Below are 15,048 nucleotides of genomic sequence, written 5' to 3' on the forward strand. Positions count from 1 at the left end.
AATGATTGTTATTCAAAAAAGTAACCCAGGATTTTTTTGAATTTAGATTCACCTTTTTCACCTTGTTTTTTAGCCGTGTTCTCTTTATTTTTCTGAGAAACCTTCTGGCTGCGCTGGTCGTTATCTTCTTGAGCTTGTCCAGCTGCTACAGGAGTTTTATTAGCGGTGTTTTTTTGCATTCTCTCTTTCTTGCATGCGTGTTTAATCAAACCAACAGCCGTGGTGTATTGGGGTTCCCTAACACCGATGTAATTGGGTTCAGCTGTCCTTACTCGGTTTTGGAACACATATTGAGCTAGCTCCAGGACACCCGGCATCTTGACGACGCCCCCGGTCAACACGAAACCACCCGGTATATCCTGGAAGCCAAGTCTCTTCAAATCATCTTGAATCAACTCGAATATTTCGGTCACCCGCGCTTCAATGATATCCGAAAGCATTAACTGATTGCAGGTCTGTTGCTGATCGCTGCCGATGATCGGTATTTGGAATACTTCATCTTCAGACGCGTCATCATAAAAGGCATGTCCATGCTTTACTTTTATTTTCTCAGCTTCTTCCATAGTCGTTCTTAGAACGATGGAAAGGTCTTTCGTAAGTGTTTCCCCGCCTATAGGTATCACAGACGTATATTGTAAATAGCCTTGTTCGAAAATTGCCAGGGTCGTGGAACCTCCGCCAATATCGACAAGCGCGACACCAAGTTCTTTTTCATCCTTGGATAAAACAAGGGAACCTGCGGCTAAGGGCTGAAGTGCGATATCGGTTATTTCCAATCCTGCCCTTTCCACACAGCGCAGCGTATTATGTAAAATTGTCCGAAGACCTGTGATTAATATCCCTCTCATTTCCAACCGGACACCTATCATGCCCCGTGGATCACTGATTTCATCAAGTTCATCAACTTTGTAGTGAATCGGCACCACGTCGATGATTTCCCTGTCGGATGGTATCGTTATTAACTCCGCTGCTTCCCTGACACGGAAAACGTCATGCTCGGTAATCTCTTTATTGTCACTGGATACCGCTACTACCCCATGACACGGCTGAAGCGTCACATGATTTCCACTTATGCCGACGATTACCTTTGTTATCTCCATCCCTATCATCCGTTCTGCTTGCTCTATAGCCTTTTGAATGGATTGGACGGTTTCATCTATACCGACGATCGAACCCTTTTTGAGCCCTTCTGATTTAACATTTCCTACACCGATTATATTTAATGTGTCATTGACCATTTCCCCAATGATAACTTTTACACTGGATGTACCGATGTCAAGACTTACGTATATTTCGTTGCTGTTCATTCCATGGCACCTCCTTCAGTTTTATACATGTATTAGTAGAATAACATTTTTATATCGAAGACTTATACATTATAGAATAACAGAACTGTTTACAACAACTGACGAATTTCATAGATAAGCGTTTCATTTTGTATTTCCGAACAAAACTCGTAGATTTCTCATTTTTTGGTGCATATTGTTCGCTTCTCTACGAGTCTTATCTACTTAAAAAACTAGATACTGCCATAAACTATTCGTCATTTATAACTTAATTCCCTTTAAAATTATAGATTTTTTTTCTGCTTTTTCCGGGAAATGGACCATTTTTCAATCAGGATCCTTCTAATCAGGGCAATATTTTGAAAGAGCCTGACACCGAACACAAAGATTGCGGCTAAATATAAGTCTACACCAAGATGTACACCTAGAAAAGCCAAACCTGCGGCTAAAACAATATTAAAGAAGAATCCTGTTACAAATACAACTTCATCATAAAGATTTTGCAAATGAGCCCGTATCCCCCCAAATAAGGTATCAAAAGCAGCAAGCACAGCAATGGAGAGATAATTTGAATATTCATGGGGAATATCAAAATCCACCAAAAAACCAAGGGTGATTCCAATCAACAGACCAAAAACTGAAAGCCACATTACGATTCCCCCCCATCCATAATGGGTTCCATATGTTCCACGTTAATAGCATTTTGGTAAGCCGGCAATGTCAACTCGCCGGAAGGCACATTAATCTGCACTTCAAAATTGTCTATAAAGAAATCATCCATAAGTTCGGAACCTTCAATGCGCTGCTTCAGTTTCTTTGGATTAACGGTTATTGCCTGCATTTCGACCGGGTAATGAACCAGAGGATATCCGTCCATTTTCGGCTGCCCATTAATATCACGAATAACCGATGTTGATATATACCTTTGTCCTGAAATGGAAATTTCGTCAGCTCCATACCTATACATTTCATTAATGAGCCGAATGATCAATACTGGTGAAATATACTCGACCTTCTCACCAAGAAGGATATCGGCTTTGATAGGCTGTATAGATACGATTACCCCATTACCCTTTATTTCGGTCAAACCTGCGTCAGTCTTCAATTCGGTCAGGGTGTCACGCAAGACTTCTTCTTTACCCTCATTTTTCTTTGTTTCATAAGATGCTATCTTTCCCTCAAGCTTACTGATACCCTCTATTAATTCCGCCTGGGTCTGCTGTTCTTTCAATAAATCATTTTTCAGTTCCCACATATCCCTTGTATCGGATACGACAGGCTGATTCACCAAATTGAATTGAATAGCGAGCATGAAGCCAGCAATCAACGTAACCAAACTAAAAGAAAGCTTTTTTTTCATTTCCAGTTTCTCACCAATCTTTCATCGAATCCGGCGGTCACGATCACCCTCCAATAATTGGATCAAAAATGATATTCTTTTGCTTTTCCACTGTAAAGATAATATTCTCATTAACCAGCTGTTCCTTGATGCCACCCGGTAAATCCAGTGAAGCACCCAGGACTTCCGGGTCCCCTATCGCAGATATGATGAAGGGAGCAGGATGCTGATGGCCATCGATTGTAATCACAGGCCCATTACAGATTATGTATGAATCATGATTTAACCTTTGACCGTTAATCGCAACAGCCTCTGCACCTGATATGTATAGTTCATTGACGACCTTGAAGACATGCTGTTCATGGACGAGGTAATTATTAACATTGGCTTCTGATTCCATATCTGTACCATCTTCAAGCGTCACCTGAAGTCCTGAGCCTTTCACTTTCACTTTCCCGAGAAACATTCGGTATTTTTCCGTTTCCTTTGCCAAATTGAAAAAAAGCTGCTTTTCCTGCGCTAGGTCTTTTTCTATTTGGGATACATTTTCTTGCTTCTGGAGGAGTTCCTTCTGAAGTTCCCGGTTCTGCTTCTCTTGTTCGATCAGCTGCTGCCTGAGCTCATATTCCTGGTCCCAGGCTTTGTCCTTCCCAGAATCTTCACCTTCTTTGGTCAGATTGTAAGAGAAGGCAATCATGAATCCGAGAACCACGCAAACCAGGGGTAAAACCACCCGTTTGCCATTAATTTTCCTCATTGGTGTCTTCCTTTTGTTCAGCGTCTTCATATGCTTTAAAATAAGAACCCACTTCCAGATCGATGACACCCTTTACATTTGGATCCAGCTGGCTGACTATCGATGGATAGTGAATCATTTTCTCGTATAAAGTCCGGCTTGTCGCACTTACTTCAAACCCATCGTTCATGAACATGACGATATGGTATTCATCGGTTTTTGTAGGAGCGTAATGAATTTCCGAAATGGCATTCTGTATCTCGACAGGAAGCTTGTCCAGCTCTTCTAAAAGCAACTTTAATGCTTTACCCTCTTTGAAACCAATTAAAACAGGGGCAAATACTGGAATCTCTCCTGTTGCTAACTCCTCTAAAACGGACCCGTTTTCCAAAATGGGTGCAAACTTCCCATTATTGGACAGATATGCCATCCTGTTATGTTCCGAAACCGTAATTTTAATGGAATTAGGAAATACCGGTGTCACCTTAACGCTTTTTATTTCTTGATTTTTTTTGATATTGGCTTCGGCTGTCCCTGTATCAACCTTCCAGATGCTTCGATCCTTCTTCACCTTACTCAATTTAATGATCTGATTGGAAGTAATATAACGATTCCCCTCTACCTGCACGGATTTCACATAGCTCAACGGGGATAGGAAATATAACACACAAGCAACAAGAATGAAGAAAAGGGACAGCAAAAGAACAAGTCGCCTGTTTGCTTTGCTTTTTCTTAATTGTTTTAATTTCGGGATGCGGTCCTCAATGGAAACGATTTTTCCCTTTTCCATCCCCTTCACCTCTTCCTGAAAAAATGGATGGTTCTTGACAGTGCAGAAATCAAGATAAACTCAATATTATGTTCTAAACAAACTTTAAAGGTAACACATTATATCACAATATTTGGATATAATGAATCCTATTATTTCCTTCCGATAATTTCCACTTCTGTTTCCATTTCAACTTCAAATTTATCATATACAGTATCCTTCACATGCTGTATCAAGGCTTGAACATCCGCTGCACTTCCATTACCTGTGTTAACGATGAAGTTCCCGTGCATCGGTGAAATCTGAGCTCCTCCAATAGAATGTCCCTTCAGGCCTGCATTCTCGACCAATTTACCAGCATGGTGTGGAAGTGGATTCCTAAATATGCTCCCGGCACACGGAAGGTTATATGGCTGGGTATCTTTACGATAATTCTTGTTATTTTGCATTCTTTCAACGATTTCGGTTTTATCCCCCTCTGTCAATTGAAAAATCGCTTCCAGTACGATACCAGGCCTTTTCTTCTGAAGCAAAGAAGTTCGATAAGAAAACTCCATTTCCTCTTTCGAAAGCCAAGCTAGAGTTCCATCTTCAAAAAGAACATGTGCCTGCTTGAGGATTTCACTCATATCGGAACCATGTGCACCAGCGTTCATATAGACTGCTCCGCCGACGGAACCAGGAATTCCACTGGCAAATTCCAATCCTGCATATCCTTTTTTACTGATTTGTACGGAGAGGCTGACAAGTGATACCCCAGCTCCTGCTTTGATCTCCGTCCCATTTATCTCGAGATGATCAAGTCCTCTACCCAATTTAAGCACGGCACCTTCAATACCGCCATCACTGACCAGCAGGTTCGAGCCCCTTCCGATCACCCTCCACGGCATCCCATTTTCTTTGATGACCTGCATCGTTTTTTCTATATTTTCAATGGATGACGGCACGATGAATAAATCAGCCGGCCCCCCAATTTTCATAGTTGTATGATTTGCAAGCGGTTCCTGTTCAAGAACTTTGCCGATTTTCATTTCAGTTAATTGCTTTATCACATTATCCATGATAAACCTCCTTGTTGTTCCAAAATTCCAAGATATAATTTTCATTTCCTCTTCTTCCATGAGGTCACTTATATTACAAGATTAATATCGCCTTTTTAGCAGAAAAATGAACAGAAGCAAGCCCCAGTACGGCCTAACCCTCTTATACTATAGTCTAAACAAAGACGTATTGCCAATATTTATTGTGGATTCCCCAACTTTCATACATGGTAATATTTAAGCGGCATTTCATTTATTTCTAAATTTCGGCATGTCCCCAAAAAAAATCGTTTTTCCTGGAAGGGTTTTCAACGTAAAAAAGGGAAGCCCTGCGTTCAACAGGACTTCCCTTTTGCCAAACCACATTTCTACTTATTTCAGAACCTCGAATATCGGCTAATGTTCAGGAGCACCCCAATCGCCATCAACATGAGCGTCAGCGATGAACCGCCATAACTTAAGAGGGGCAAGGTGATACCCGTAACCGGCATAAGTCCCGTTACCACCCCTATATTGATCATTACTTGAATGGCGACCATTGCAATGATCCCCACCGCTACAAGGCTCCCGTATAAATCAGGGGCACCAAGTGCGATCCGAATGCCCCGCCAAAGCATTAGCGCAAATAATAAAATGACAAGAGAGCCCCCGATGAAGCCAAGTTCCTCGGAAAGTATGGCAAAAATGAAATCAGTCTGCGGTTCGGGTAAATAGAAAAACTTTTGGCGGCTTTGCCCGAGCCCCAATCCGAACAATCCCCCTGGCCCGATTGCATAAAACGATTGAATCATCTGAAATCCACTGCCCAAAGGGTCTTCCCATGGATCCAGAAAAGACGTGATCCTTTTTATCCGGTAGGGCGCTGACAAAATCAGACCGATAAAACCTGCTACCCCAATTAGCCCCAAGCCGACAAAATGACTGATTCTTGCCCCGGAAATAAAAATCATGACAATGCACGTTCCTACCATTACCGTTCCCGTTCCAAGGTCCGGCTGTAACATGATCAAACCAAATGCCAAAAACACTAATCCCAAGGATGGAAGCATCCCTTTTTTAAAGGAGGTGATCAGCTTTTGCCGTTCTGATAAAAACTTAGCTAAAAAAGCGATCATCGCCAGCTTCATGAACTCAGAGGGTTGGACCGAAAAAGCACCTACACCAATCCAGCTCCTCGAACCATTTCTCGCCATCCCTATACCTGGTACAAGCACAGCCAATAACATAATGAAACAAATGATGATAAGGATTTTGGCCCATGTCCGCCACGTCCAGTAATCCACATTCATGATGAAAAACATGGCTATGACACCGACGCAGGCAAAAAGCAACTGCCTTTTAGCAAAATAAAACGAATCATCAAATTTATATGTTGCCCAAATGGCACTCGCGCTGTAAACCATGATTAATCCAACAGTCAAAAGACTTAAGGTGACGATAATGAGAATGAGATCAGGATTCGATTTTTTTAATGGCACGGACATCCACCTCTAGGAAGTTTTTAGCCTACGAATATAAACATCAGTGCTGATTGCTTGTCAGCACTTTAGTCAAAAAAAAAGCGATAACGGCTCATTATCGCTTTTTTTCATGGTGTCAACGTAGAAGCAGGTTCACTTCTCTCTGCGAAAGCTCTTACTTAAGTTTATGCACGGCCTCCATAAACATGTCTCCTCTTTGCTCAAAAGTTTTATATTGATCCCAGCTTGCACAAGCCGGGGAGAGAAGAATACAGTCGCCTTCATTTGATATTTCAAATGCAGCCGGCACGGCCTTTTCTACATTATCGACACGTTTTATATTCGCTATTCCTATTTCTTTGGCTACCCGTTCAATTTTTTCCGCCGTTTCACCAAAAGTTATCACGGCTTTGACATTTTTCATCGCCGGTTTCAACTCATCAAATTCATTTCCGCGATCCAGACCGCCTGCCAATAAGATGACCGGTTCCGTAAAGGATGTTAACGCTTTGGATGCTGCAAGAATGTTCGTCGCTTTTGAATCATTATAAAATTTACGGTTATCGATCGTTGCCACGAACTGCAGACGGTGCTCCACACCATAAAATGTTTTCAGTACAGTCTGAATGGCTTCATTAGCTACACCCTTCAGCTTGGCCGCTGAGATGGCGGCGAGCACATTTTCCAAATTATGCTTCCCGGGAAGGGCTATCTCTGAAACTTCAATGATTTTTTCCCCTCGGAAACAGGCTGCACCATCTTCCATATAGGCTCCATTCTCATGTTTCACTTCAGCTGAAAAAGGAACAAGTTCAGCCTTGGTCTCTTTCGCCATGGATAAAACAAGATCTTGATCTGCATTATAAATCATGTAATCTGATGCTATTTGATTTTTCGTGATGGCAGCTTTTGCTTCGACATATTCCTGTTTGGAACTGTGATAATCCAAATGTGCATCATACAAATTTGTCACGATTGAGATTTCAGGACGAAATTCGTCTATTCCCATTAACTGAAACGATGATAATTCTATGACGATCGAGTCATCTGGTTTTGCATGTTCAGCAACACCTGATGCCACTGTCCCGATATTACCGGCAATCAGCGGGGATTTTTCACCGGACTTCAACATTTCGTATATCAATGTTGTCGTGGTCGTTTTCCCATTTGTACCAGTGATTCCTATGAAAGGTGCTTCACTTATCTGGTAGGCCAGTTCAACTTCCGTGATAACAGGAATCCCTTTTTCCAATGCCCCTTTTACGATAGGGTTCCGATAGGGTATTCCCGGATTTTTCACGATCAGCTCGAACCCCTCATCCAGAAGCTCGATTGGATGACTGCCGCAGATGACTTTGATTCCCTGTTCAAGAAGTCCTTGAGCCTCAGGATTTTCCGATAATGGCTTCATGTCATTAACCGTCACGAAAGCACCTAATTTATGTAGAAGCGAAGCTGCCATCACTCCGCTTTTTGCCAAACCCAATACTAATATCTTTTTCTCTGAATACTTTACAGTCTCTTTCAATTATATCCACACCTCTAAATAGATTCCGAGTACCGCACACAGCAGCCCCACTGTCCAGAAAGTGACGACGACACGCCATTCCGACCAGCCGGAAAGCTCATAATGGTGGTGAAGCGGACTCATTTTAAAAATACGTTTACCAGTCGTTTTAAAAGACCCTACCTGAAGGATGACCGAGAGCGTTTCAATGACGAAGACTCCGCCAATGATTACCAGGAGGATTTCAAGCTTCGTTAACAAGGCGATGGTTGCAATCGCTCCCCCAAGGGCCAAGGAACCCGTATCTCCCATGAAAACCTTTGCCGGGTGTGCATTGAATACCAAAAATCCGAGTACTGCACCGACAACCGCCACCGAAAAAATGGCGACATCATATTGTGACTGACTCCAGGCCAAAATGGCAAAAGCCCCAAAGGCAATGGCTGATGTCCCTGAGACAAGTCCATCAAGCCCATCCGTCAAATTGACGGCATTTGAAAAGCCTACCAGCCAGAATATAACGATAAACAGATAAAACCAGCCAAAATCAAAAGCAAAGTCAGTGCCTGGAATCGTCAATTCAGGATTAAAACGGTCTGTCTGCTTGAAGACGAAGTAAAAGATGACCGAAATCACAATTTGTCCAAGCAGTTTTTGCTTGGAAGTCAGTCCCAGGTTACGCTTCATGACCACTTTGATGAAATCATCAAGGAAACCTAGTAAACCAAAACCTAAAGTAACGAATAATAATAAATACGTTTCGGTTGAAGGTGCCGAAAATTTCAAAGTCATGACTAGTGTAGCGATGGTAACAGATAATAATATGACCAAACCGCCCATGGTGGGTGTTCCCGTTTTCTTCAAATGCGATTGCGGGCCTTCTTCCCTAATACTTTGCCCGAATTTCAATCTTCTTAAAAACGGGATGAAAATCGGCGAAAGAAGAACGGTTACTAAAAACGCCACCAAAATCGTATAAAAAATCACTTGTTCCAACATTCCTTATTCCCTCATTCCTAACACAATTCAAAAATAAAATTCTGCTTGATGTCTTTTCCTATTTGTTGCAGGTCAATTCAGCGTTGGTTCAAACGGAACCCAAACGACTTTGAATCGCCTTTTCCGCTTCCTCACGGTCATCGAAGTGAAGCACTTCGTCACCTACCAATTGATAAGTTTCATGACCTTTTCCAGCAATTAAAATAACGTCGCCCTCTTCCGCCTTGGAAACTGCGTAAGCTATCGCCTGCCTGCGGTCTTCAATAACCTTATATTCTTTGCCTGCTACACCAGCTTCCATATCCCGGAGGATCTGGGCAGCATCTTCACTGCGTGGATTATCCGAAGTGAAGATCGGGTCAGTCGCCAAGCTGCAGGCAATTTGCGCCATGATTGGACGCTTTGTCTTGTCTCGGTCCCCGCCGCAGCCCACTATCACGTAAATTTTCTTTCTAGCAAACTCACCAACAGTCTTTAGAACATTTTCCAAACTGTCCGGTGTATGGGCATAGTCAACAATGACCGGGAAGTCCTGATTCGCTGAAATGAGCTCAAAACGGCCTGCAACACCTTTTATATCCTCGATGGATCTAATTGTCTCATCCAGGTCGTTACCAGCGCACAAAGCAGCAGAGATGGCAGAGAGTACATTATAAACACTGAATTTCCCAATTAGCTTCAGCTGAATGTCTCGCTCTTCTTTACCTGCTGTCAAGGTGAACGATGTGCCATTTGCATCAATTTTTATATCCTTGGCCCTGATATCCGATTCATTGTCTATGCCGTATGTAACGACTGTAGCAGCAGTAGCCTTAATGAAATCGGCAGTTGCCTCATCATCAGCATTAAGCACAGCATATTTAGGGCGATTTTCTATGTAAGCATTGCCAAGCTGTGAGAAAAATAAGGATTTTGCCTGCCTGTATCTGTCCATGGTTTTATGAAAATCCAAATGATCCTGTGTGAGATTCGTAAAGACGGCAATATCATAATCACAGCCATGGACACGCCCAAGCTCAAGTGCATGCGATGAAACCTCCATAATAGCCGTGGAGACGGATGCTTCGACCATTTCATGAAAAGCCTTCTGCAGTGTAACGCTATCTGGAGTCGTATTCTTGGTTTCATATACCATATCGGCAATTTTTGTATACATCGTGCCAATCAAGCCTGTTTTTTCATGTCGATCCTCGAAAATCTTTTCCAATAAGTGACTGGTCGTCGTCTTTCCATTCGTTCCTGTAATTCCGATCAAGCGCATCTTTTGAGTCGGATGGCCATAAAATGCATCGGCAAGAACCGCCATCGCCCTGCTCGAATCCCTTACTACGATCACGGGGACATCGAGGTCAAGCGGCCTTTCGGCAATGACTGCTGCAGCTCCATGCTCTACAGCAAGTTGGGCAAAATCATGACCATCGACTGTATAACCTTTTATACAAACAAATAAACTTCCGTCTATGACTTTACGGTTATCATTTTCAATGGAGGTGATTTCAGGATTTTCTCCTTCATACGTAAATAAGGAGTGTAAATAAGATAGTAATTTGTGAAGCTTCATTTTTCCATCCCTCTCAACTTAATTTGAGGATTCATTATATGTGATTAGCCTTGGCTTGTCGAGAAACCAATTTCAATTATACGGGGTTATCCCGACTCCGTAAACAAAGCGGCTGATGATTCTTCAGCCGCTTTAACTATTCATATATTATATTATACTTATTCTGTATTTTCGCCAAGATAAATTCTTATTGTAGAGCCTTGTTTTACTTTAACACCTGGATCTGGGGCTTGATTTATGACTTTATCCCCATTTCCGGCAATATCAAGCTTAAGGTCGATGAGCTGGGTTTGCAACTCTTTTTTGCTGAGACCCACGACGTCGGGTACCTCGACCATGACGGGATCCGTCCAGACCGTTTCCTTCTCAATCTGGTTTTTCCTTGGCTTGACGCCCATGGCCCTAAGTGAATCCTCCATGATATTCCCAACGATCGGTGCGGCAACGACCCCGCCGAATTGTACCGTTCCTTTCGGATTATCCACTGCTATATACACGACGATTTGCGGATCATCAGCCGGAGCGACACCAATGAATGAGAGAATATAATTATTTTCAAGGTATCTGCCATTTTCAGCTTTTTGGGCTGTACCCGTTTTCCCGCCGACGCGGTACGACTCCACGAATGCTCCTTTACCGCTTCCTTGGGCGACAACGGATTCAAGCGCTTCCCGGACTTTCTTCGAGGTTGCTTCTGAAATCACCTTTTTCTTCGCCTGAGGGGTCTTTCGCATCAGCACTTCCCCATTTTTTGGATTCACGAGTTCCTTCGCGATATATGGTGTATACAAAGTCCCACCATTCACGGCCGCCGATACCGCTGTCACCTGCTGAATGGGCGTTACGGCTACACCTTGTCCAAACGCGGTCGTTGCCTGCTCAACCGGACCCACTTGATCCATATTGAACATGATTCCTTTACCTTCTCCGGTTAAATCTATTCCCGTCTTTTGCCCAAAACCGAAATCATTTATATATTTAAACAGCTTGTCTTTACCAAGCCGGTTCCCTAATTCCACAAAACCCGGGTTACATGAGTTCTCTACCACTTCAAGAAAAGTTTGATCCCCATGTCCTCCGCTTTTCCAGCAATGCAGCGTTGATCCTGACACTTCCACATGTCCGGAATCATAAAAATGCTCCTTTTGTAAGTCGACCTTCCCTTCCTCAAGCGCCGCAGCAAGCGTGATGATCTTAAAAGTAGATCCTGGTTCATATATACTCCAAACTGGTAAATTACGATTATACACTTCCGAGGGGACATTTTGAAAATTGGCAGGGTCGAAGGTTGGCCTGCTGGACATTGCCAATATTTCCCCAGTGTTCGGGTCCATTGCAATGGCAATTATACCATCGGGATCATATGTCGCCTCGGCATTATCGAGCTCCCTCTCCACAATTGTCTGGATTTTGCTATCGATGGTCAGCTTCAGGTTATCACCATCAACAGGGGGCTTATAGTCATCGGCCATATTCTCAAGCCTTTTCCCTTTCGCATCGGAGTAAAATTTAACGAATCCTTTTTCTCCGCTTAGTTCCTTATCATAAGACAATTCAATACCCATCAACCCTTGATTGTCAGAGCCTGTAAAGCCAAGAACATGTGAAAGATATTCACCGAATGGGTAATGGCGCTTTGAATCTTCAGCGATATATACACCCTTTATCCCTAATGCTTTAATTTCCTTCGCCTTTTCGTGAGATATCTTTCTGCCTTCCGGAATTCTGACGCTCATCGCCTGTTTCGTTAACCATTGATAAGCCTTTTCCTTTGTCATATCCAATATTGAAGCAAGCTGTTCCGCCGTCTCACCAGGATTCTCAATCTGTCTGGGGATGACATAGACTGTTGGCGCAGATATATTCGTTGCCAGCTCGACACCATTCCGATCCAGGATTTCACCTCGTTTGGCTTCAAAAGGAATATTCCTGCTCCAGGAATCTTTAGCCAGCCCCGTTAACTTATCCCCTAGATAAAACTGTACTATTCCCAATCGGATATCAATGATAAAAAAAACAACGATACCGATCGCCAATGCGATTGCCAGCCGTTTTCGGACAGTAACATTCGAAACACGCAAAAACAGGCACCTCCATTTCATACATGCTTCAATATATGCTTGTCTACTCGATGCTAGACTAGAAACTTTGAAAGAAATAAAGAGGGAATCCATTTGGATCCCCTCTTTATCTTCACTCTGTTTTCTCTATTGTCGGTATATCTTCACCAGCCCCATCAGGCTGGGATAATTCAATATTGAAGGTTTCCCCTTCATTAACCTTTTTCCCGGCCTCAAGACTCTGTTTACTCACGTATCCAGCACCTTCGGTTTTCAGATCAAGTTTTCCAACCTTAGCCAATTTCATGACATCGCGCAAGGACCATCCCTTCATGTCAGGAACTTTCATTTCGCCTTCCGTCCTGAGGATTATCTTTTCACCCTGTAAGAGTACACTCCCCGCTTTCGGGGATTGGTCGAGCACTTTACGTCCACTTCCTATCGTACTTACATCATAACCAAGTTCCTTCAGTTCTGTAACAGCTGAACTCTCGGTTTGATTCGTATAGTCTTTGATTTTATTTGCTTTTTGTTTTTTAACTTCAGAAGGTTTTATGTTTAGATATTGCAGGCTATTTTGCATGACAGGATTAAATATCTCTGACAATGGATCAGCCCCAACATAAGATACACCTAACTTGGGCTGCTTGACCGCCACATACATGACCAACTGCGGATCATCTTTTGGAGCCATTCCCAAAAAGGAGAACACATAGTTATTTTTCCCTTCTAAATATCTACCTGTCGGACCCGCAATTTGGGCAGTACCGGTTTTCCCCGCTACTTGATATCCATCAATGGCATATTTTTTCCCTGTTCCTTTTTTCGCGGAAATTACCGTTTCCAAATAATCACGTACTTGTTTTGCAGTTTCTGCCGAAATCGGTTGCCCTGTCACTTTCGGCTTAGTCGTTTTCAAAGTTTTCCCGGTATCCTGATCGGAAATGCTTTTTATCACGTACGGCCGCATCATTTTTCCGTCATTGGCTATTGCGGATGCAGCTTGGATTTGTTGAATCGGTGTGACGGTCGAACCCTGTCCAAAGGAGGTAGTCACTTTTTCAAGCTTATACTTGTATTGAATTTTACCGGTTATCTCGTTTGGCAGGTCAATTCCCGTTTTTTTATCAAATCCGAACTTAGTCAAATACTCACGGAACGTATCGGCTCCTATTTTATCCATTGCAAGTGTGGCAAAAGCGACGTTCGAGGAACGTTGAACCCCTTCCAGAAAGGTCATGCTCTTTCCTCTTTCGATTCCGCTATGATCCCCGATTTTACCAGATCCGGCTTTGTAGGTTCCTGCAACAAAGCTTTCATTCGGATTAAAGACCCCTTCCTCAACAGCCGCGGCAAGGGTGAATGTTTTCATGGTTGAACCCGGTTCGAAGGTTTCTTCAATTGCCAGGTTACGCCATGTATCCGTTAGCCCGACTTTCGTTGTCGGATGGAAGGTGGGCCGTTGCCCCATCGCCACAATCTCCCCCGTTTTGGGATTGGAGACAATCGCTATGATTTGTTCCGGATCATATTTTTCCTGCACTTTGCTCATCGAGTCTTCCAAGAATGTTTGTATTTTCTTGTCGATCGTAAGCATGACATCATTGCCATTATCAGGAGCAACGACCTTTTCCTTCTTATCCGGTAAGAGGAAGCCCCATGAGTCACTGTCATATGTCAGCTTCCCATCCGTTTCCTGCAATTCTTTATTGAGGTACTTTTCGATGCCGAACTTACCAGCCATTTCTCCCGTTTCTTCATCCTTTTCTACATAGCCAATCAGATGGGAGGCGAATATCCCATTCGGATAAAAACGTTTATTCGTCCTTCCGAATGTAATTCCCGGCAGTTCCAATTTTTCTATTTTCTGCTTGACGACCTGAGTCAAATCCTTGCCGGCACTACCAAACTCCACTTGGTATGCCCCTTTTTTCGTAAGTCTTTCATAGATGTCCTGTTCATCCATGTCGATATATTTAGCAAGCTCCTTCGCGGTCTTCTCCGGATCCTTGACATGCTCCGGCTCCTTTTCACTAAGTACTGCCCTTAAGATATAGGAGGAAGTATCTTCGGCGATGACTTCACCTTTTGTATCGAGTATGCTTCCCCTTTTTGCTTCTATGACCTGTTTTTTTTCATATTTCTTGTCGATTTTCGAAGCCAGTACCTCCCCGCCAGCTGTACCCGTCACCTGAATATACAAAAAGCGGCAGATTAACACAAAAAAGAGCAGGCCGAATAAGAAGAATAATCCGGCTGCCCCATGCTTCATATTTTTTTGTTTCTGCATT

At 43.0% G+C, this 15,048-nt stretch carries 12 protein-coding genes; all 12 read right to left on the reverse strand.

The window, feature by feature from the left end:
• Positions 1 to 8 precede the first annotated feature (8 nt).
• The 12 genes from ftsA to J7I90_RS04585 all read right to left on the reverse strand — a co-directional run bounded on the left by ftsA (position 9) and on the right by J7I90_RS04585 (position 15,047).
• The gene (gene ftsA, locus J7I90_RS04530; RefSeq protein ID WP_034313882.1) at positions 9 to 1,307 is read right to left on the reverse strand and encodes a cell division protein FtsA; all 1,299 of its coding nucleotides are present in this window, start codon (positions 1,305 to 1,307) and stop codon (positions 9 to 11) included.
• A gap of 263 nt (positions 1,308 to 1,570) precedes the next feature.
• Positions 1,571 to 1,936, reverse strand: coding sequence for a small basic family protein (locus tag J7I90_RS04535; RefSeq protein ID WP_063596311.1), 366 nt, complete (start codon positions 1,934 to 1,936; stop codon positions 1,571 to 1,573).
• On the reverse strand, positions 1,936 to 2,646 hold the full coding sequence (locus tag J7I90_RS04540; protein WP_214768624.1) for a DUF881 domain-containing protein: 711 nt from the start codon (positions 2,644 to 2,646) through the stop codon (positions 1,936 to 1,938). Before J7I90_RS04540 ends, J7I90_RS04535 begins: the two co-directional genes overlap by 1 nt.
• Before the next feature lie 43 nt (positions 2,647 to 2,689).
• Positions 2,690 to 3,382, reverse strand: a complete 693-nt coding sequence (locus J7I90_RS04545) for a DUF881 domain-containing protein (protein WP_214768626.1) — start codon at positions 3,380 to 3,382, stop codon at positions 2,690 to 2,692.
• Positions 3,369 to 4,151 (reverse strand): cell division protein FtsQ/DivIB, encoded by a 783-nt coding sequence (locus J7I90_RS04550; RefSeq protein WP_214768628.1) that lies wholly within the window; start codon positions 4,149 to 4,151, stop codon positions 3,369 to 3,371. Before J7I90_RS04550 ends, J7I90_RS04545 begins: the two co-directional genes overlap by 14 nt.
• A 131-nt stretch (positions 4,152 to 4,282) precedes the next feature.
• Complete coding sequence (murB, locus tag J7I90_RS04555) at positions 4,283 to 5,191, reverse strand: UDP-N-acetylmuramate dehydrogenase (protein ID WP_063576912.1); 909 nt, start codon at positions 5,189 to 5,191, stop codon at positions 4,283 to 4,285.
• Positions 5,192 to 5,547: 356 nt separating this feature from the next.
• Complete coding sequence (gene spoVE / locus J7I90_RS04560; RefSeq protein WP_095389937.1) at positions 5,548 to 6,648, reverse strand: stage V sporulation protein E; 1,101 nt, start codon at positions 6,646 to 6,648, stop codon at positions 5,548 to 5,550.
• A 157-nt stretch (positions 6,649 to 6,805) separates the two neighbouring features.
• Entirely contained in the window at positions 6,806 to 8,158 is a 1,353-nt protein-coding gene (gene murD / locus J7I90_RS04565) for a UDP-N-acetylmuramoyl-L-alanine--D-glutamate ligase (protein WP_214768630.1), read from the reverse strand.
• A complete protein-coding gene (gene mraY / locus J7I90_RS04570; RefSeq protein ID WP_034313901.1) occupies positions 8,159 to 9,136 on the reverse strand; it encodes a phospho-N-acetylmuramoyl-pentapeptide-transferase in 978 nt (325 codons plus the stop codon). It lies immediately after the preceding gene.
• Positions 9,137 to 9,224: 88 nt separating this feature from the next.
• The gene (locus tag J7I90_RS04575; protein ID WP_214768632.1) at positions 9,225 to 10,697 is read right to left on the reverse strand and encodes a UDP-N-acetylmuramoyl-L-alanyl-D-glutamate--2,6-diaminopimelate ligase; all 1,473 of its coding nucleotides are present in this window, start codon (positions 10,695 to 10,697) and stop codon (positions 9,225 to 9,227) included.
• A 158-nt stretch (positions 10,698 to 10,855) separates the two neighbouring features.
• Entirely contained in the window at positions 10,856 to 12,778 is a 1,923-nt protein-coding gene (locus tag J7I90_RS04580; protein ID WP_054396953.1) for a stage V sporulation protein D, read from the reverse strand.
• A gap of 112 nt (positions 12,779 to 12,890) precedes the next feature.
• Entirely contained in the window at positions 12,891 to 15,047 is a 2,157-nt protein-coding gene (locus J7I90_RS04585; RefSeq protein WP_251025098.1) for a penicillin-binding protein, read from the reverse strand.
• Position 15,048 lies beyond the last annotated feature (1 nt).

Origin of the sequence: Bacillus sp. ISL-57, assembly GCF_018613135.1 — a bacterium.
GTDB classification, from domain to species: Bacteria; Bacillota; Bacilli; order Bacillales; family DSM-1321; genus Peribacillus; species Peribacillus frigoritolerans.